This is a genomic window from Nocardia nepalensis (assembly GCF_048910785.1).
Lineage (GTDB): Bacteria > Actinomycetota > Actinomycetes > Mycobacteriales > Mycobacteriaceae > Nocardia > Nocardia nepalensis.
The window spans coordinates 174506-194144 of record NZ_JBKBET010000008.1; the positions used below are offsets into that span (position 1 = coordinate 174506).

The window sequence follows — 19639 nt, forward strand, 5'->3', positions numbered from 1 at the left end:
CGCCTCATGATCGACATCGAGACCACGACGCGGACCGGATCGCTCACCCAGGCCGGTCTGCGCCGGGTGCTGGTGGTGCTGTGCCTGACCGAGATCACCAGCTGGGGCATCCTCTTCTACGCTTTCCCCGTGCTCGCGGTCTCCATCACCCGCGACACCGGCTGGTCGCTGTCGACGATCACCGCCGCCTTCTCCCTCGGGCAGCTGGCCGCCGCCCTGGTCGGTATTCCGGTCGGCCGCACCCTCGACCGGATCGGGCCGCGCACCGTGATGACACTGGGATCGCTGCTGGCCGTCGGTGCCATGACCGTGGTGGCCACCGCGCCGAACCTGGGCGTGTTCTTCCTCGGCTGGACGTTGGCGGGCATCGCGATGGGTGCGGTGCTCTACCCGCCCGCATTCGCCGCGCTGACTCGCTGGTGGGGCGATCAACGTCTCAAAGCGTTGATGATCCTCACCCTCGCCGCCGGACTCGCCAGTACCGTGTTCGCCCCGCTGACCGCCGCCCTCGACGCCAATAATGATTGGCGCACAACGTATCTGGTACTCGCGGCCGTGCTGGCGGTCGTGACCGTCCCGGCCCACTGGTTCGGTTTGCGCGGCCCTTGGCCGCACCCACCGGCACCGACCCACGACGCGTTCGCCGACCACACGGCGGTCGCTCGTAGCCGCGCCTTCGGCATGCTCGTGATCACCCTGTGCCTGGCGGCGTTCACCACCGCCGCGGCGGTATTCAATCTCGTTCCGCTGCTTCAGGAACGCGGATTCTCACCAACCCTGGCGGCCTTGGCGCTCGGACTCGGCGGAGCCGGACAAGTGCTGGGACGCATCGCCTACCTGCCCCTCGCCGCGCGCAGCACCGTACTCACACGCACGCTCGCGATCCTCGCCGCGACAGCGGCGGCCACGGCACTGCTCGGTCTGGTAACCGGTGTGGCCGTGCTGATCATCGTCGCCATCGGTGCGGGCTTGATGCGCGGCGTCTTCACCCTGATCCAGGCCACCGCGATCACCGACCGATGGGGCGCAACCCACTACGGGCGGCTCAACGGCCTGCTCTCGGCTCCTGTGGTGATCGTGATGGCACTGGCCCCGTGGGCGGGCACCGCCCTGTCGTCCTGGACCGGCAGCTACGCCCACGCCTACCTCGTCCTCGCCGGAATCGCCGTGTTCTCCGTACTCACCGGCACGGCCGCAGGCGTGCCCACCCCGCCGCGGATCGACGCGAAGGATCTTCTGTGACAAGCGAATACGACGCCATTGTCGTCGGCGGTGGCCAATCCGGACTCGCCGCCGCACACCACCTACGCCGCGCAGGCCACACCGTGGCACTGCTGGAGGCCAGCGCCGAACCCGTCGGCTCCTGGCCGCACTACTACGACAGCCTCACGCTCTTCTCACCCGCCAAATACAGTTCCCTACCTGGACTTTCGTTCCCCGGCGCAGCAGACCGCTACCCCCACCGAGACGAAGTCATCGACTACCTACGCACCTACGCCCAAACCCTCGACGCCGACATCCACACCGGCCAACACGTCGACACCGTCGACTACATCGCCGACCGATTCACAGTGCACACCAGCACCGGCGAAAACTTCACCGCGCCACGCCTGGTCGCCGCCACCGGAACCTTCGGCGCACCCCGCATCCCGCCCTTGCTCGGGCAAGACCGCTTCAACGGGCGAATCATCCACGCCAGCAGCTACCGCGCACCCGCCGATTTCGCTGGCCAGCACGTCATCGTGGTCGGCGCCGGAAACTCCGCCGTACAGATCGCCGCCGAACTCGCCGACCACGCCACCGTGACACTGGCCAGCCGAGGGCCGGTGAAGTTCCTCCCACAACGCCCACTCGGCCGCGACGTGCACTTCTGGTTCACCATCACCGGATTCGACACCCTCCCCATCGGTCACCTGCTGCGCACACCCCCGACACAGCCCGTCCTCGACGACGGCCGCTACCGCACCGCGATCAAGAACAAAAGACCTTATGCCAGAACAATGTTCACGACCCTCGAGCAAGACAACGCCATCTGGCCCGACAACACCCGCACCCAGGTCGACACAATCATCCTCGCCACCGGCTACACCCCGAACCTGCGATACCTGAACGCAATCGGCGCACTCACAGACACCGGAACACCACGGCACCGCAAAGGAATATCCACCACCCACCCCGGCTTGGGATACGTCGGCCTGGAATGGCAACGAACACCATCATCGAACTCCCTACGAGGCGTCGGCGCGGACGCCGCCTACATCAGCCAGAACCTCCAGGTTCCAACACGTTCCGAGCCACGACCTCCAGCGCCCCATTCTTCGATCAGATCGAGCGTCACGTCCGCGCCCTGCTCGACGAGCTGAACGGCTGAACTCAGCTCAGTCGCGGCACTCGCAGTCGTGTCCTTCGCCCACCTCGCCGCGAGCCATGACAGACGGTGCGGGGCAGCAGGTTTCGCCATGCCAGGCGTTGACACCCTCCTCGACCGCGATGGCGGCGATCGCCAGTGCCGCGATCGGGTCGGCCCACGACCAGCCGAACAGGCTGTTGAGCAGCAGGCCGACCAGCAGCACCGCTGACAGGTAGGTGCACAGCAGCGTCTGCTTGGAATCGGCGACCGCCGATGCGGATCCGAGCTCGCGGCCGGCGCGGCGTTGTGCCCACGACAGTACCGGCATGATCACCAGGCTGGCTGCGGCCAAAGCGATGCCGATCGGGGAATGCTCGGCCTCGCCCGCACCCAGCAAGGAGCGGATCGAGTCAACGATGACATAGGCGGCGAGGGCGAAGAAGGAGACGGCTATGACCCGTAGTGTGATCTTCTCCCGCGCTTCGGGATCGCGACCGGAGAACTGCCAAGCGACCGCCGCCGCAGAGGACACCTCGATCACCGAGTCCAGGCCGAATCCGATCAGCGCGGTCGAGGAGACACGCGCTCCTTCGGATAGCGCGATGATCGCCTCGAGCACGTTGTACGAGATGGTCGCGGTGACGAACCAGCGAATCCGGCTTGCCAGCACGGCCTTTCGGTCGGGTGACGGTATCGGCGGTGCAGCAGTCGGCAACGACGGCATACCCAGCGGCTGCGACATCAGCAGCACCCTTCGGAGTCGGCATCCGGGCAGCAGGCCGGGTCGACCGCCAGCACCAGACCCAGCAGATCCTCGAGCGCCCGCGCGATGCGCGTATCGGCCAGTTCGTAGCGGCTGCGCCTGCCCTCGGGAACGGCGACGACGAGCCCGCAACCCCGAAGGCAGGCAAGGTGATTGGACAGGATTTGCCGCGACACCCCGATCTGCTCGGCCAGGTCTGACGGGTAGGCGGAAGCCGTACGCAGGCTCAACAGAATGCGCGTGCGCGTGGGGTCGGACAGCGCGTGACCGAACCGGGCCAGCGCATCGGTGTGCAGCGAAGTTCCCACACATAGATGATACAGAATTAGCTGTATTCATCCAGATCTGAACTGTTCTAGCCGGTGACCGGGCTTCGGATTCAGGTCAGGTCCCGGACGGGCAGCTGATTCACCCGCATGTGTGGCGGATCGTCTAGACTCCTATACACAGCTACCGGTCCGGGATGATCTGTCCCCGATACGGACGCGGCGTGTGAATTCGCGTCACCGCTTTCTCCTCTCTGTTTCCTCTGTTTCGGATGAAACTCATACGGCAAGGAGCGGAACATGACTGCACGATCCACGACGATCAGCGAGCCGACTCTGCAAGACAAGATCACATACCAGCTGTGCGAGTACGCGAATCTGGTCAACAGCATCAGCAAAGAAGACGGCGACCTGGAGGGCACGCTCTATCAGAAGATCCAGCAGTATCTCGACACCAACCAGGAGGTCATCGGGGGGTGGGAGATCGTCTGGGGTCCGGGGGTCGCGCTGTTCGACACCGACTTGTACGCGGTCAACGCCCTGTACATGGTTCGAAGCAAAGACGATACCTCCCGGTACGTGATCGCCGTGGCCGGCAGCACCAACGCACTGTTCGACTGGCTCGTCGAGGACGCCTTCATTAGCCAGATACCGTGGTTCTTGAACGAGTCCGCCCGCCACACGATCGGCACGGCCATCGGGGTGAACATCCTCAAAGATATTAAACCCTCCGGCGACCGTCCCGGTGCCGGTCACACCTTGCCCGAGTTCCTGAGCAAGCTCGGCGACAAGGCTATCGACCTGACCGTCACCGGCCACAGCCTCGGCGGTGCCCTGTCACCCACGCTTGCCCTGTTCCTGCGCGACACCCAGTTGGTATGGGACTTTTTCCAGAAAGCCAAGATCAGCGTGCTCTCGACCGCCGGACCGAGTTTCTGCAATCAGGAATTCGTCGACTACACCACCGATCGCCTGCAACGGGTGCAGCGCTACGCCAACGACCTCGACATCGTCCCGCGCATGTGGAACCCGCCCGACATCGACTCCGCCGCGGCTCTCTACTCCACGAACAACCAGCCTGCTCCCGATGGTATGAAGTTTATGTTCGTCATGCTCGAGGTGCTGGCATCCGTGTCGGGCCACTATGCACACTTCGACCCCACCGGCGGCGTGTTCCAGGGCACGTTCAACCAAGCGATAAATCAAACGCAAGGCTCAAAGCCAGACGATTTGTACTGGCAACAGGTCGGGTACCAGCACCTGGGCGGCTACCATCAGTTCTTCGAAATCAAAGGCGTGCAGTGGCCGCAGGGCGTCGTAGCCCTCCCGCCGGTCGGCGCCGACACCGTGATGGGCCGCATCCTGGCCTCGGCCGGTGGACCGCTCGGCGACGGTGCCAGGAAGGTACTAGCGAACCGTCGGCCGGTAACCGTCCCGATCAACGGACAGCCCGTGGAGCTGCCCACCGACCACAACAGCCCCGAAGCCAAGAAACTCGTGGACCGCGTCACCGCCGAGTTCGCCCCCACCTCCGCATGAACTGATGCCCGGGGCTCCGCACTCGGTGGCACGTGAGCTTCGATCCGATACAGCGCGAAAAGCGTTCCAACGGCGCAGGACGTGGCGGTCGATTCCGGCGACAACAGATCAGTCGACGAGGTCCAGCGTCGGCCTGGCAGTCGGCCGCCACGACTAGTCGACCTCCACATCCCGTACCCGATATACATAGGTGCACTGACCGCGCGAACAGTAGGCCGGAACACCTTCTCCACCAGTGCTGGTGCGAGAGATGTTGCGCGAGATGCTGTTCCGTGACCAGCTCGAGCCCGGCCACATGTGCGTGCGCTCGCGGTGCGCGCTGGATTGATCACCGCCCCACAAACGGTGTTGCGTTCGAACCGCTTGCGCCAGTGTCCACCGACGGTCGTGAGGTGCCGTACCGAGCGGCGACCTCCCCGATCGGGGAGCCACCCAGCACCTCGCACACCGCCTGATACCGATACGCCGGCGATACCACGTTCGGCCCGACCGGGCCAGGTCGTTGGGGCCGGCATTGCCGGGATCTGCGGGCTCCGGGCGGGTGTTCCTCCCATATCTTTTCGGCTGCCTGGCGTTCCATCAGCGTAGGAGGACCGGAGTGGCGTCGATTCCGGATCAGTACTTGACGTAGATCACAACTTGATGTTGAGTTCAGTTTCAAGTCGCACGGCGAATGGCGAATTGTCCGCACAACATGGTCGGAGCTCGAATCCGAACCAGGACATCATGATTGAGGGAACCCGCATGGCCCCACTTCTGACTGTGGAAGATCTGTCGCTCAGGCTTCCGGTCGCGGGACAGCTTCTTCGCGAGGTCGGTTTCGAACTCGACGCTGGCGAGGTCGTCGGCCTGGTCGGCGAGAGCGGAAGCGGAAAGACCCTCACCGGCCTGGGTATCCTCGGCCTCTACCCGCCAGGAGCCGAGGTCGCGGGACGCATCGTCTTCGATGGCGACGACCTTCTGCGGGCATCTCCGGACCGGCTGCGGGCTGTGCGGGGTCGTGATCTCAGCATGATCTTTCAAGAACCCAGGTCCTCGCTGAATCCCGTACTGACCATCGGTCGGCAGATCTCCCACGTGCTTCGGGCGCATCAGCGGATCACCTCGCGTCAGGCTTCGGCCCGGGCGGTCGAGCTGCTCGGCAGAGTCGGCCTACCCGGTCCCGATCGGTTGCTCCATGCCTTCCCGCACGAGCTGTCCGGTGGCATGTGCCAAAGGGTCATGATCGCCATGGCGCTGGCGTGTGGGCCGAGGCTGCTGATCGCGGATGAACCGACCACGGCCCTCGATGTCACCATTCAGGCGCAGATCATCGAACTGCTTCGAATGCTCGCCGATGAAGACGGACTGTCGATCCTGCTCATCAGCCACGACCTCGGTGTGGTCGCCGACCTGTGCGACCGCGTCATCACCATGTACGCGGGCGAAGTGGTCAACGTCGCATCGCGAGACGACCTGCTGCACAGCCCGACTCACCCGTACTCGCAGAACCTCTTGCAGGCAACCGCATTGGAAATGCGGATCGACAAGTCCGCGCCCGCACGCGAGCTGGCTCCCAACCGCGAGGGATGCGCCTATCAACCGCGCTGCGCCTACGCGGTCGATCGCTGTCGCACAACACACCCCGAGCTGGTCTTCTCCGGCCGATCAGCGACGCGCTGTCTGCGCGGTTCCGAACTGGATCTCGATGGGTTGGTGGCTTGATGGTCGAGAGTCTCCTCGAAGTCCGCAACTTGGTTGTGGCGTACCGCCGCGGTGCCGATCGGCTGCTTGCCGTCGACGATGTCAGCTTCTCTCTCGACAAAGGCGAGACGCTCGCCATAATCGGAGAGTCCGGGTCCGGGAAGTCGTCGTTGGCTCATGCACTCGCCGGGCTCGTAAAACCTACTGCCGGAACGATTCACCGTGATTCATCGGTGGGTCGGCGCGCCGGCGGATCGTCGCACGTGATCTTTCAAGATCCGCGTTCTGCCCTCAATACCCGTATCCCGGTCTGGCAGTGCGTCGCCGAAGTCATGGCGCCCGAGCGGCTGCGTATTCCGCGATCACTGCGACCTGCGGCCGTCGAGCTGCTACGGCGTGTCGGGCTCGGCGACGATCTCGCGGATCGAAGACCGGCTCAGCTCTCTGGAGGACAGCGGCAACGCGTCACCATAGCCCGCGCCATCGCATCCCGCGCGGACCTGATTCTGTGCGACGAACCTGTCGCGTCCTTGGATATGTCGCTGCAATCCGATGTTCTCCGGCTTCTCGCCGAATTGCGTGACGAGCATCGATTGACCTACCTGTTCATCTCCCACGACCTGAGTTCGGTAGCCAAGATCGCGGATCGGGTCGGCGTCATGTACATGGGGCAACTGGTGGAGATCGGTTCCACTGCAGCGATTCTGGAGTCTCCCGCGCATCCCTATACGCAGGCGTTGCTCGCAGCCGTACCCCGATTGACGCTCGTACGTCGTGACCGACGCCGGGTTCTCCTTCAGGGCGAGATTTCCGAGCGCGGAAAACCGCCGTCCGGCTGTCGATTTCGTACTCGATGCCCGTTGGCATCCGAGCACTGCGCGGCAGTCGCGCCCGTTTTGATGAGCGATGCGGGCGATGACCACTCGACTGCATGCCACTTCCGGGACCGAGCCATCGATGCGTGGCAGGCCGGCTCGTTGTGACACCGATAAGGAAGTAGAACCCGCATGATCCGAAAATTGACCGCCGGCGCGTTCGCGGCCACCACCGCACTCGTACTGAGCGCGTGTGGCGGTGGCTCGTCGCCCGCGCCCGCAGACCCCAATGCGGCGGTTACTGTCGCCACTCCGCAAACACCTAGCTCGTTAGATCCGTGTGCCGGAAACTCCGGCTATGACCTGACCTATCTCAAACTGCTCTATGCCCCACTAATCGATATCGATCCGAAGACTCTCAAACCTCAGCCGGGCCTGGCATCCTCGTGGGATTTCGTCGGTGCGGACAAACTGACCTTTACTGTGCAACTCCGCTCGGGCTCGACCTTTCACGACGGTTCTCCCGTCGACGCGGAGGCCGTCAAGGCGAGTATGGAGCATTGTCTCGCCACCGGGCTCGTATCGGTTCCCTCCATCAAGAGCATCGATGTCGAGGCTCCCGACACCCTGTCCATCAAACTCAGCAGCCCGACGTCCGGGATGCCGGGCTATCTGAGCAGCCGCTTGGGCTTCGTGGCCTCGCCGGCCGCATTGCGTCAGTACGGAAACGACTTCGCGAACCATCCGATCGGCGCCGGGCCGTATCAATTCGCTCGCGCGGTGCCCAACAGCGAGTACTCCTTTACCCGGTTCGCCGGTTACCGGCCGGTCAGCGGATCCGGCCCCATAGCCGCGGGTATCAATATAAAGATCATCACCAGCGACACGGCGATGACGAACGCGCTCTCATCCGGCGCCGCCGACTTTGCTTACGGGGTAAGTGAATCCGCGACTGCGGGACTCGAACGTCTCCCCGACATCACGGTGGAACGTACTCCGCAGCTCGGCTTTACCGCGGTCATGATCAACACCAAGAACAACCCCGTGAACAATCCAAAACTACGGTTGGCGATGGAATATGCTCTGGATCGTAAGGCCATTGCCAAGACTGTGCTCGACAGCGACACCGGAATGCCTGCATGGTCGCTGTATCCGCCGGGCGCTGCATTTCACGACGACGCGGCGGACAACGCCTGGCCTTACAACCCGGACAAGGCCCGGCAATTGCTCGCCGAAGCCGGGTTTCCCAACGGTGTGACGATCCGCGGTATATCCGTTGCCGCGCCGCCCTTCTCCACCGTCGCGGTGCTGGTCGCCGAGCAGTGGAAGAAGGTCGGAATCGAGGTGAATTTCACCAATGTCCCTGGTGCCCAGGCCATATCGCAGTTCGTCGCGCACAACGGCGCCGAGGTATTCAGCGTCGGATGGCCGTCGCAGTGGTCGGCGCCGCTGAACTACAGCTCATTGCTCGGATCGACGTCGTACTACCGGCAGAATGCGGAGCCGAACCCCGAGATCACCAAGTTGATCGCGCAGCTGAACGACACCTACACCGAGGCCGAGCAACTGGCGGTCGTCAAGCAGATCAACCAGATCCTGATCCAGCGAGCCGAGTTCATTCCGATCTTCCACGCGCCGGCCGTGAGCGCCTACACCAAGCGAGTCCATGGCGTCGTCCCCGCGCTCAACGGTTCGCCTGAACTGGCACATCTGGCCGTGTCATGAGGCGAATGACGGACAGCGACCTCGTGAGACTGGTGCTCAGGAGGCTCGGGCAGATGTTCCCCACCGCCTTCCTGACAACGGTGCTGACTCTGCTGCTGATTCACCTGGTCCCCGGTGGGCCCGCGGAGGCCCTGATCGGGGTGAGTAGCACCGATGTGGACCCGGCCGTCATCAACCGGCGGCTCGGTCTGGACAAGCCACTCTACGAGCAGTATTGGCACTGGCTCAGCGGAGTGGTCCGCGGAGATCTGGGTACGTCGCTGGTCAACGGTGCGCCGGTAGCCGACCAGGTGCTGCACCGGCTTCCGGTCAGCGCGGAGCTGGTCGGACTGGCATTGGTGATGTCGGCCGCGGTTGCGGTGCCCGTGGGGGTCTGGACCGCGTACCGGTCCGGTCACCGAGCCGATGGCGTGGTCCGCGCGCTCTCCGGAATAGGGCTCGCGGTGCCGGATTTCTTTCTCGCGATCGTGCTGATCGATGTGTTCGCGGTCGGTTTGCAGATGTTTCCAGCCCTTGGGTACATACCGTTCGGACAGGACCCGATCGGGAATCTGCAGCACCTGGTGCTGCCCGCGACGGCACTTGCGGCAGGTGCGGCCGCTGTTGTGGTACGGCAAGTCCGGGCCGCGATGATCGATGCGCTGTCGAGTGAATACGTGCGGACTGCTCGGGCGATGGGACTACGCGAGCGGACCGTGGTGTGGCGCTACGCGTTCCGCAATGTGCTGTCGACCCTGCTGACCGTCTACGGATTGCTCGCCATCGGCATCCTGGGCGCGACGGTAGTGCTGGAGCAGATTTTCGTGCTGCCCGGTATGAGCGGCGCCCTGATCACGGCTATCCAGACCCGCGACTACCCAATGCTGCAGGGCATCGTATTGATCTATGTCGCAATCGTTCTGGGGCTGAATCTGTTCGTGGATGTGCTGAACGGCGTACTGACGCCGCGGTTGCGAGCGGAGGCCCGCTGATGACCGCGCTGACGCTGCTCGATGAAACTCGATCGATCGATCGGCGTGGCCGTTGGTCACGCGTCGGGCTGTGGGTCTGTATCGGCATCCTCGGTGGGCTGGTCCTGATATCGATCCTGGCACCGGTGGTCGCACCGTACAGTCCGACCGATCAAGACCTGACCAGCCGATTCGCCGGCCCCAGCACCGTTCACCTGCTCGGAACCGATAGTTTTGGCCGGGATGTGCTGAGCAGACTGATCTGGGGCGGCAGGTCGTCGTTCGCGGGCGTTCTGATCGCGGTCGGTGTCGGTTCGGCACTCGGCCTGCCTTGGGGGCTCGGCGCGGGCTACGGGCCGAGCTGGTTGCGGACGGTACTGATGCGAACGGCCGACGCTCTTCTTGCCTTTCCTGCGCTGGTGCTGGCGATTGCCATCACCGGTGTTCTCGGCCCCGACCTCGTGACGGCGATGTGTTCAGTGGGTGTGGTGTTCGCACCGGTGATCGCGCGTCTGACCGCAGGCGGCGTGGCCGAGGTACGGCGTCGCGAGTACGTGCTCAGCGCACGGATGTCCGGCTGCCCTGCGCACGTAATCCTGATCCGGCATGTCCTCCCGCACGCGATCGGTCCGGTGATCATCCAGGCTGCGGTCTTCGCCGGATTGGCCTTCATCGTCGAGGCCGCACTGTCCTTCATCGGCTTGGGCATCCAGCCTCCCGCGCCGAGTTGGGGTGGCGACTTGAACAACGCCTATCAGCACATTCTGAGCGCACCGGGCCAAGCCTTGGCGCCGGGTGTACTCATTGCCGTCTCTGTGCTGGCGACCTACCGAATCGGCGATGAGTGCCGCGATCTTCTCTCCGACAGTTGAATTCGAAGGAACCCGACAGCGCATTTGCGCAGCTTCGGCCGACTACCGGTAACAATAGGAGTCGGAGGAGGCGTCGCCGCCTTCGAGGCGCACCTGGTGCACCCGCAGACCTCGAAAGTCCCCGTCGTGCGGGAAGAACGACTCGTCGATGGTCATTCCGCCGTCGGGATCGGTGTGCATCACGGCCATCCAGGCGCCAACCCCGTCCGGGTAGAACTGGTCGTCCCACGCGCCATAGAGCGAGTTGGTGACGAAGACCCGCCGCCCGTTACGGCTGATCTCGACCATCTGGGGGCCGCCGGCAAGCGGCTGTTTCGGCGCGGCCGGGTGGGCGGTGCGGCCCACGATCCCGCCTAGGCGGACCGAACCGGTCTGTTTCGGGTTGGCCGGATCGCGCACGTCGAACTGCTTCAGCTCCCCGGTACCCCAGCACGAGACGTACAGGTATGCGTCGTCGACCGACAGGTCGATGTCGCTGACCAGCGGCGGCACCGCGCCGAACGGTTTCAGCGCCGGCGGCAGCAGGTCGGGATCAGCCGGCTCGGCCGGGATGGTGATCACCTTGTCGACCGCCCACACTCCCCCATCGCGGTGCCAACGCCACACGGAGGCCGACAAATCCTCGGTCGAGATCACCACGCCGACGAACCCCCAGGTGGCGTCCGGATCGTGCGAAGGGCGCAGCTCGAGTGGCATCTGGTACTGCTCGCCGAGATCGATCCGCTGCTGGTGCCTACCGGCGGTGAGGTCCCAGAAGTGGATCGCGTGGCCGTACTTGTTGGCCAGCAACAGCTCCGGCTTCAGCCCGTCCTCGATCATGGACGGGGTGCCCCACTCGCTGCTGATCAGCGTGTTCTGGTTGAGATGCCACCAGGCGTCGTACGCGAAGTACTGCGGCCCACGGTCGGTCTCCCATTGCCGCAGCACATCGAACGTGCCGTGATCGAGCAGCGCGATCCCGCCCGGCCCGTCCGATCCGTCTGCCGCGCCGAGGCAGGTCATGAACACACCGTCCGGCCCGCAGTGCAACGTGTGCGGACGGGAGTAGCCGGCCTTGGCCGCGAGCTCGGAGCTGTCCACGATCTTGGACAGGGTGGGCTGGCGTGGGTCGGGCTGGGTGTCGAACACGTACAGGCGCGACGAGCGCAGACCCGGCACGATCAGGTACCGCCGAGCCAGCCCCTCAATGTGGTGGCCCTCATGCTTCAGTGCGCTGCTGCAGGCGTTCCAGCCGAAATGGTGCAGCTCGTTGCCCAGATGGGGTACCTCGGTCCAGCCCACCACCCGGCCGTAGGTCTCCGAACCCGGATCCACATCGATTACTGACAGCGCATCTGGCTTCTGTGCCGCGCGGTCGAACGCAACAACGTACGCGAGCCGCTCCGGTGGCGCGGCCGCCGCGGCCGCCGCGCTCCGGTAGAAGGTCGGGTCCATGTCTGAGCGATCCATTTCCAGCCTCCTTCATGTCGATAGGCGGAGACCCACGCACTTCGCCCGATCTGGCAGTTCCGAGGTGGGCGCGACCCGTGTGGTCGCGTGCCGTAATGGCGCGGGCAGGCAGTAACCAGTCTCGGCCTTTCGTCGCAGATCCACCAGCTACGGCCGGTGCGGTGGCAGAGTGCGCACCGACACCTCCTCGCCGTCATCCAGTGTGGCTGCCGCGCATTCGGCCATGCCAGGACCATCATCGATAGGTTCGGCAGCGTCCGCCGGCCCGATTACAGAGGGAGCACAAGATGACCGAATCCGGCCCCGCTGATCTCAAGGCGCGGCATCGTGCGATGTGGGCACTGGGCGACTACCCGGTAGTCGCCACCGAAGTCATCCCCGGCCTGGGCCGGCGTCTCGTCGAGGCCTGCCATATCGGCCCGGGTCAGCGCGTGCTGGACATTGCGGCCGGATCCGGGAATGCAGCGATCCCGGCCGCGGAGACCGGCGCGGACGTCATTGCGAGCGACCTTACGCCGGAGCTGTTCGACGCGGGCCGGCGTCTCGCCGCCGCCCGGGGCGTCGACCTGCAGTGGCAGCAAGCCGACGCCGAGGCATTGCCCTACGCCGATGCCGAGTTCGACGCCGTGATCTCGTGCGTAGGCATCATGTTCGCGCCGTTCCACCGGGCGGCCGCGGACGAACTGGTGCGGGTCACCAAGCCGGGCGGCACGATCGGGCTGATCAACTGGACCCCCACCGGATTCATCGGGCAGATGTTCGCCACGATGAAACCGTTCGCTCCGCCGCCCCCGCCCGGTGCGATGCCGCCCCCGATGTGGGGTGACGAGGCACATGTCCGGTCGCTCTTGGGCGATCGCGTTGCCGACCTGGAGCTGCGACGCGAAAACGCGGTCATCGATCGTTTCGCCGACGGCGCCGAGTTCCGCGACTTCTTCAAGGCCCACTACGGGCCGACGGTCGCCGTGTACAAGGCCATTGCCGCGGAACCCGACCGGATCGCGCGGTTGGACCGGGAACTCGCGGATCTCGCTTCCCGACACGATCTGGGCAACGGGCGGATGGAGTGGGAGTACCTCTTGGTCACCGCACGCCGATCCGCCTGAACTGGTCGTATGACGTGCCCGGACCATCGGAAAGCCACACGAGAGTCGGCGCAATCACGAGATCCCTACCCGACTGTGGCTTGCTCGTGCCGGAGCTGCCTGCGGCGCACCGTCGACCGCCGCGGCACTCGCGTGTCGAGCCGCGGCCAGCCGCGCGAGCGCGTCCTCGGTGAAGACCGACAACCCGAGGTCGGGGTTGTATCCGTGAATTTCCTTGACGTCGAGTTCGGCCAGGAAATACAGGATCTCCGTCGAGACCACCTGCCCCGGGACCAGCACCGGGAAGCCGGGCGGGTATGGAACGACGAAGGTGGTGGACACCAGGGTCTTCCCCTTGGCGAGCCGTCGCCCGGCGTCGCCGAGCAGGACGTGTTCGCGGTCGGACTCCTCATACCCGGCATAGAAGGCCGATCGCATGTCGCCGAACGAGCTGGCGCCGTCGGGACGGAACACGCTGTCGAACTCGCTGAAGTCGGGCAGCGCCGGCAGATACTTGGTGATCTCGTCGATCCGGCGCTGTTGCAGGGCGTGATCGGCCTTACCTGCCGCGCTCTGGCTGCGCTCGAAGTCGGTGGCCACCCGACGCAGCACGTCGAGCAGGTAGTGCACGCTCGACCAGGTGACGCCGATCGTGAAGATCAACAGCACGCTGTTGATCGAGGTCTTGTTGATCTGGATACCGAACCGGTCCATCAGGACCTTCTCCCGGAACTCGAACCCGTTCATGCCGGTCTTGCCGATGAACAGGGTGACCCGAGTCGGGTCGAGCACGAACTGATCGGAGCGCCACGCCTCGTTCCACTCTGCCAAACCACCCTGCCTGACCTGCCGGTACGAGCTGACTGCAGAGGCCCGGAACTCGTCTAGCACCAGGTCGGCCTCGTCGAGGATGCGGAACCACTTGCCGATCAGTCGGTCCTTGCGGACGCGGTGACGGAATACCAGTGCCATGTCGTAGACGTTGCGGACCAGTTGGAAGCCCTCGATGTCGACCTGCCGACGCGCCAAGTCCAACGACGCCAGGAGTTGCTGGTTCGGCGACGTCGAGGTGTGGGTCAAAAACGCCTCACCGAACGCCTCTCGGACGAGAGCTTTGAAATCCTGGTCGTGGATATGAATCATCGACGCCTGCCGAAGCGCTGACAGCGACTTGTGGGTCGAATGCGTCGCATACACGCGCACCCGAGCCCGCTCGGGGTCGGGAAGCAGCCGGTGGTTGCTCCACTCGGCGCGGTCGACTCCCTGCATCGATGCACGCCATGTGCGGTACTCCTCGGCGTATCCGGGCGAGGACAGTGTCGATTCGAGTTGCTCGGCCGCTACCATCGCGGTCCGCTGCCGAGCCCACGGCACCGCGGTCGCGAACGCGTACCACGCCTCGTCCCACAGGAAGCAGATGTCCGGCTTGATCGCCAGAACCTCTTCCATCACGCGCCGGGGGTTGTAGACGATGCCGTCGAAAGTGCAGTTGGTGAGCAGCAGCATGCGCACTCGGTCCAGTTGTCCGGCCGCCTCGAGGTCCAGCAGCGCCTTCTTGATGGTGTGCAGGGACACGGCTCCGTAGATCGCGAACGGCTCGAGCGGGTAGGCGTCCAGGTACCTCGGGTACGCCCCGGCGAGCACCAGGCCGTAGTGGTGCGACTTATGGCAGTTGCGGTCGATCAGAACGATGTCGCCCGGCCGGGTCAGGGCCTGCACAACGATCTTGTTCGCGGTGGATGTTCCGTTGGTGACGAAGTACGTCTGATCGGCACACCATGTCTTCGCGGCTTTGTCCATCGCCACCCTGATCGTGCCGTGCGGGTCCAGCAGTGAATCCAGCCCGCCGGAGGTGGACGACGTCTCGGCCATGAAGATATTGCGGCCATAGAATTCGCCCATATCCTGCAGCGACTTGGAGTTGAAGATGCTGGCGCCACGCGCGACGGGAAGGGCGTGGAATTGGCCGACCGGTGCGGCCGCATAGGCACGCAGGGCATCGAAAAACGGTGTGGCGAACCGGCTCCGGAAGCCGGCGAGCACCGTGCTGTACAGGTCGGTGACATCGTTGAGCCGATAGAACGTGCGGTCGTAGACGTCCGGCTCTTCTTCGGTCTCCGCGGCGATCGACTCGTCGGTGAGCAGATACAGGTCGATATGGGGCCGCAGCTCCCTGATCCACCCGCCACATTCAACCCAGTTCTGGGTTCGGTCGGTCACGACCACGTCATCGTTGGCGCCGAGCAACGTGGTCATCAGCGGCACCCGGTCGCTCGAGCGAAGCGGCAGGTCATGCCGGATGATCGCGGCCTGGATCTCGCCGTTCAACGCGACAGCGGTGATGGCGTCCTCGATGCTCGACACGACGAGCAGCTCGAACCGCACATCGTCGGACGGGTCGCGAAGCGCCCGCAGGCTCTCCGCCAGGCTCTCGGGAGCTTCGGGCGGGGAATCGTCGCCGAGCAGGACGGTGAAGAACTGCTGCTGTTTGGCCCGCGCCACGAGTTCCTGATCGGCCATCGGCGCGGATGTGTCGAACACAGCTGTGCGGTCGCCGTACTCGGAGAGCAGGCGCACGGCCAGCGACACCTCCTCAGTGAGCCGCACCGTTGCGAGATCGGCGAGAAATCCGCGAAACGCTGCCAGTCTCGCCGCGCCCGGGTACAGCCAGTACCGCTCGTAGGCGCCGAGACGATCGAGGAGGCGCCGCACGCGGGCGGCTACGTGAGTGGTGTCCAGCCCGGCACGGTTGACATCGGCGAGCTGACGGCACGCGTCGTCGAGCAGATTCCACGTGTCGATTCGCGAGTACGACGGGTTCGCTACCGCCGCCAGCGCGGAAACACAAAGCCCTTTCGGGCGCTCGCCGTCTCGGTGCATGTCGTCAGTTTCGCCCCTCATTCAGTGGGCGTAGTGATTTGTCGAAGACAGATCACCCTGGAACACTCATCCTGCAATATTGTCCCTCGCCGTAGATCAAATTCCTAGCGGGCGTTCCGGAAGTCGTGGCGGCGGTATCAAGGCGTTCGCGGGCGAGGCCTACGATTCCGCTGCCGAATCGCAGGACGCCAATCGTCGAGTCACGGACACCAGTCAGGATCTGACCTGTGCGGAGAAGGGTGATCCGCCGCGGGTCAGCGTGCTATTCAGCATCAACAATCTGATCGTGACTGTCGCGACATGGGGCAAGGACTGGTCGGGAGTCCCCGAGACATTCCCCGTCATCGACTCGCTGGACCTGCGAGCGGATTTGCGCACCGGTACCGAAGCGATCGCGAAAGCTGTTGCCCAACAAGCTCCGTCGGCACTGCCGACAACGATGCTTACCGAGCCCTCGTTGACCAGTAGCACCAGCACGCCCACGACTACGAAGGCCTCCGGTGGGGTGCGGGATCCCCCAGGACAGCCTGACCGTTGCAGGACTCGATGTGAAATCGCAATTCCGTGGCGAGAAGAAGACCGACAGTGCGATGTGCACCATCCCGACACGCCGCGCGATGTCCCTCGAGCGATGCGCCGGGAGTTTCGGGGTCTCTGCAGCCGAACCTCCGCTTCGCGCGGTGAGCTAGCCGATTTCGACGACTCGCGCCCAGTCCGGTGGTCTGTCCGGAACGTAATCGGGATCGCGTTCGCTCCACGAAGGGGCTCGGCGGAACAGGCCCACGACTGTGCGGCAGGACGGCTTGGTCTCGGGCCAGGGCGTCTGACCGTCGGTGAGGACCACGACGACGTCCGGGCGGGGTTGGGCGCGAAGGGCTTTGGCGAAGCCTGTGCGTAGGTCGGTTCCACCACCGCCCACCAGCGGTATGCCCTCGGCCGCGCACAGCGGGTGCGCGATCCGGGCGGCCGCATCGCAGGACACCACGGTGACCATGTCGCGGCGGCCGCCCGCCGCGCGGCAGATGGCGGTCACTTCGAGTAGGGCGCTGCCGAGTTCGGCGTCGCTGACCGAACCGGAGGTATCGATGATCACGCTGACACGAGGTGGCGTGCGCTGCAAGCTCGGCAGGATGACACCGGGCACACCGGCCGAGCGTCGCGCGGGCCGGCCATAGGTGTAGTCCTCGCCGACCCCGGGCGCGGAGACGGCCGAGCGTATTGCCGCGCCGAGCAGGTCGCGCCACGGCTGCGGTGGATGGAATGCTTCCTGCGCCCAGCGCCGCCATCCTTCGGGCACGTTGCCCGGGCGGCCGATGATGCCCTGCGCCACCCGGAAGCGCACGCCGTCGCGTTCCTGTTCGCTGAGGCCGTCCGCGCCGAGCGGCCCCAGCTCCCATTCGCGTTCCAGGCCGTCGGCGCCGCTGCCGCAATCGAGCCACGCCATGCCCGGCGTGTAGGTTCCGAATCGGAACTCCCGGAGGTACTCCTCCATGAGTTTGCCTGCGGGCAAGTCGATGTCAGCGGGCAGGATCGCGCCCTCCGGGCGGAGGAGTCCGTCGCCGAAGATGTCGTCGTTGATCTCGAAATCTGCGGCGATATTCATGCGCAGCCGTTCCCCAGGGCCGCTCAGCTCGTGCTCGCGGGCGAAGCGCTCACTGCGGCCATGATGGTCGCGCAGCAGGTGCGAGACCTCGTGCACCAAGACCCCGGCCAATTCCTCGACGGGCATGCTGTCCACGAACGCGGGCGAAACGTAACAGCGCCAGTACCGGTCCACACCCATGGTCGGGACGCGCCGCGATTCGACCATGTGCAGAGCGAAAAGGGCGGTTGCCAGGTAAGGCCGGACTCGGACGGCGTACAGCCGGGCGGCGAAGAGCTTTTCCAGATCCAGTTTCTGAACCGCGGCCGGCGTCGTCATCGGCCCGCCCGCACGAGTTCGGCGGCGCGGTCCGCGCGCTGCGATACCGATACCACGCCCGCCAGCTTCTCGATCGATGTCGGCACCTCCCAATTGCCCTGGCGCAGTGCGGCGAGCGTGGTCGCGGGGACGACCACCAGATCCGGCGCGCCGGTTTCGATCGCCCTGACCAGCAGCACCCACGCCGCATCCCAGCGGGATCGCTCCGGGCGCTTACGCACCGCCGCGACCACACCGTCGAGCGCGGCTTGGCGCAGATCCCCGCGCTCGGGCAGCTCCGCGCCCGCCGGATCGGCCAGCAGCGTCTCGGGGTCCGGGAGGTCCATCCGGTCCAGGCTGGTCAGCAGCTCGAAACCCGGGCCATCCCCGACCGCGCCCCGGACCAACAGCGACAGCACATCCCTGGAAGACCCCGCGGCGGTGGCGAATGCGATCAGCCGCAGCGTCATCTCCCAACTGCGCGGCGAAGCCCAGGCGCCACCCCGGCGCGCTTCACTGCTCGGCATCTGATGCACGAGCTTCGGGCGCGCCGCGAGCAGCACGCACACCGCGCGACGCGCGAATGCCACTGCCTCCGTGAGCTTTTCCGGGTCGAGCTGCGGCAGTGTCGCGCGCGGCCAGGTGCCGCCGAGACCCCGCACGACCACATCGTGATCGTGCACCCATTGCAGGTGCACGAACCGATTAGCCAGCGGCGGGCTCAGCTCCCAGCCATCGGCCGCCGACGAGCGCGGATTTGCTGCCGCCACGATCCGGACGCCGGGCGGCAGCTTCAGTGCGCCGATCCGCCGCTCCAGCACGAGCCGCAGCAGGGCAGCCTGCACGGCGGGCGGCGCGGTGGACAGCTCGTCGAGGAACAGCAGCCCCCGGCCCGCCCGGACCAATCGCACCGCCCAGTCCGGTGGCGCCATCGGAACACCGTGCTCCGACGGGTCGTCGCCGATGATCGGCAGACCCGAAAAGTCCGACGGCTCATGCACGCTCGCGATCACCGTGGTCAGCGGAAGATCCAAGTTTTCGGCGAGCTGGGTCAGGGCCGCGGTCTTACCGATTCCCGGCTCACCCCACAGCAGCACCGGCAGGTCAGCGGCCACCGCCAGAGTGAGGGCCTCCAGTTGGGTGTTGGGGCGCGGTTCGGTGGTGGCCTCGCCGAGCAGTGTCAGCAGATCAGCGGCGATATCGAGCTGGGAAGCGTGATTCGCAGAGGTGTGAGTAGCGGAGGCCGTGAAAGAAGCAGACATATGAATCACCTTGTGTTGTAGGAGGATTACGGTGCGAAGTAGTCGCGGACTGTTAGGCGGTCGTGCCGCGCGGCTGTGCGCAGTAGTCGCAAGATCGGAA

15 protein-coding genes are annotated in these 19639 nt (G+C 65.2%); 9 read left to right on the plus strand and 6 right to left on the minus strand.

The window, feature by feature from the left end:
* The first annotated feature begins 6 nt into the window (after positions 1-6).
* Positions 7-1242 (plus strand): MFS transporter, encoded by a 1236-nt coding sequence (locus tag ACHQ4I_RS08200; protein ID WP_420771123.1) that lies wholly within the window; start codon positions 7-9, stop codon positions 1240-1242.
* The gene (locus tag ACHQ4I_RS08205) at positions 1239-2363 is read left to right on the plus strand and encodes a flavin-containing monooxygenase (protein ID WP_420771085.1); all 1125 of its coding nucleotides are present in this window, start codon (positions 1239-1241) and stop codon (positions 2361-2363) included. Before ACHQ4I_RS08200 ends, ACHQ4I_RS08205 begins: the two co-directional genes overlap by 4 nt.
* 15 nt (positions 2364-2378) lie before the next feature.
* Here the strand turns inward: ACHQ4I_RS08205 and ACHQ4I_RS08210 are convergent, their stop codons facing one another.
* Positions 2379-3092 carry a cation efflux transmembrane domain-containing protein gene (locus ACHQ4I_RS08210; RefSeq protein WP_420771086.1) on the minus strand — a complete coding sequence of 238 codons (714 nt, stop codon included), beginning with the start codon at positions 3090-3092 and terminating at the stop codon, positions 2379-2381.
* On the minus strand, positions 3092-3421 hold the full coding sequence (locus ACHQ4I_RS08215; protein WP_420771087.1) for an ArsR/SmtB family transcription factor: 330 nt from the start codon (positions 3419-3421) through the stop codon (positions 3092-3094). Before ACHQ4I_RS08215 ends, ACHQ4I_RS08210 begins: the two co-directional genes overlap by 1 nt.
* Positions 3422-3679: 258 nt before the next feature.
* On the opposite strand from ACHQ4I_RS08215, the gene ACHQ4I_RS08220 reads away from it, so the two are divergent.
* From ACHQ4I_RS08220 to ACHQ4I_RS08245, 6 genes are all read left to right on the plus strand, one after another.
* A complete protein-coding gene (locus tag ACHQ4I_RS08220) occupies positions 3680-4918 on the plus strand; it encodes a lipase family protein (protein WP_420771088.1) in 1239 nt (412 codons plus the stop codon).
* Between the two features lie 744 nt (positions 4919-5662).
* A complete protein-coding gene (locus ACHQ4I_RS08225; RefSeq protein ID WP_420771089.1) occupies positions 5663-6622 on the plus strand; it encodes an ABC transporter ATP-binding protein in 960 nt (319 codons plus the stop codon).
* Entirely contained in the window at positions 6622-7584 is a 963-nt protein-coding gene (locus ACHQ4I_RS08230; protein WP_420771090.1) for an oligopeptide/dipeptide ABC transporter ATP-binding protein, read from the plus strand. Before ACHQ4I_RS08225 ends, ACHQ4I_RS08230 begins: the two co-directional genes overlap by 1 nt.
* A gap of 36 nt (positions 7585-7620) precedes the next feature.
* A complete protein-coding gene (locus ACHQ4I_RS08235; RefSeq protein WP_420771091.1) occupies positions 7621-9141 on the plus strand; it encodes an ABC transporter substrate-binding protein in 1521 nt (506 codons plus the stop codon).
* 5 nt (positions 9142-9146) lie between these two features.
* On the plus strand, positions 9147-10112 hold the full coding sequence (locus ACHQ4I_RS08240; protein ID WP_420771092.1) for an ABC transporter permease: 966 nt from the start codon (positions 9147-9149) through the stop codon (positions 10110-10112).
* Complete coding sequence (locus ACHQ4I_RS08245) at positions 10112-10963, plus strand: ABC transporter permease (protein WP_420771093.1); 852 nt, start codon at positions 10112-10114, stop codon at positions 10961-10963. The genes ACHQ4I_RS08240 and ACHQ4I_RS08245 overlap by 1 nt, the downstream gene beginning before the upstream one ends.
* A gap of 42 nt (positions 10964-11005) precedes the next feature.
* On the opposite strand, the gene ACHQ4I_RS08250 is transcribed toward ACHQ4I_RS08245, so the two are convergent.
* Positions 11006-12412, minus strand: a complete 1407-nt coding sequence (locus tag ACHQ4I_RS08250) for a selenium-binding protein SBP56-related protein (RefSeq protein ID WP_420771094.1) — start codon at positions 12410-12412, stop codon at positions 11006-11008.
* Positions 12413-12699: 287 nt separating this feature from the next.
* On the opposite strand from ACHQ4I_RS08250, the gene ACHQ4I_RS08255 reads away from it, so the two are divergent.
* Complete coding sequence (locus tag ACHQ4I_RS08255) at positions 12700-13518, plus strand: class I SAM-dependent methyltransferase (RefSeq protein WP_420771095.1); 819 nt, start codon at positions 12700-12702, stop codon at positions 13516-13518.
* 54 nt (positions 13519-13572) lie between these two features.
* Here ACHQ4I_RS08255 and ACHQ4I_RS08260 read toward each other — a convergent pair whose 3' ends face one another.
* From ACHQ4I_RS08260 to ACHQ4I_RS08270, 3 genes are all read right to left on the minus strand, one after another.
* A complete protein-coding gene (locus tag ACHQ4I_RS08260; protein ID WP_420771124.1) occupies positions 13573-16377 on the minus strand; it encodes an aminotransferase class I/II-fold pyridoxal phosphate-dependent enzyme in 2805 nt (934 codons plus the stop codon).
* 685 nt (positions 16378-17062) lie between these two features.
* Entirely contained in the window at positions 17063-18298 is a 1236-nt protein-coding gene (locus tag ACHQ4I_RS08265; protein WP_420771096.1) for a vWA domain-containing protein, read from the minus strand.
* Positions 18295-19539 (minus strand): AAA family ATPase, encoded by a 1245-nt coding sequence (locus ACHQ4I_RS08270; protein ID WP_420771097.1) that lies wholly within the window; start codon positions 19537-19539, stop codon positions 18295-18297. The genes ACHQ4I_RS08265 and ACHQ4I_RS08270 overlap by 4 nt, the downstream gene beginning before the upstream one ends.
* Between the last annotated feature and the right edge of the window lie 100 nt (positions 19540-19639).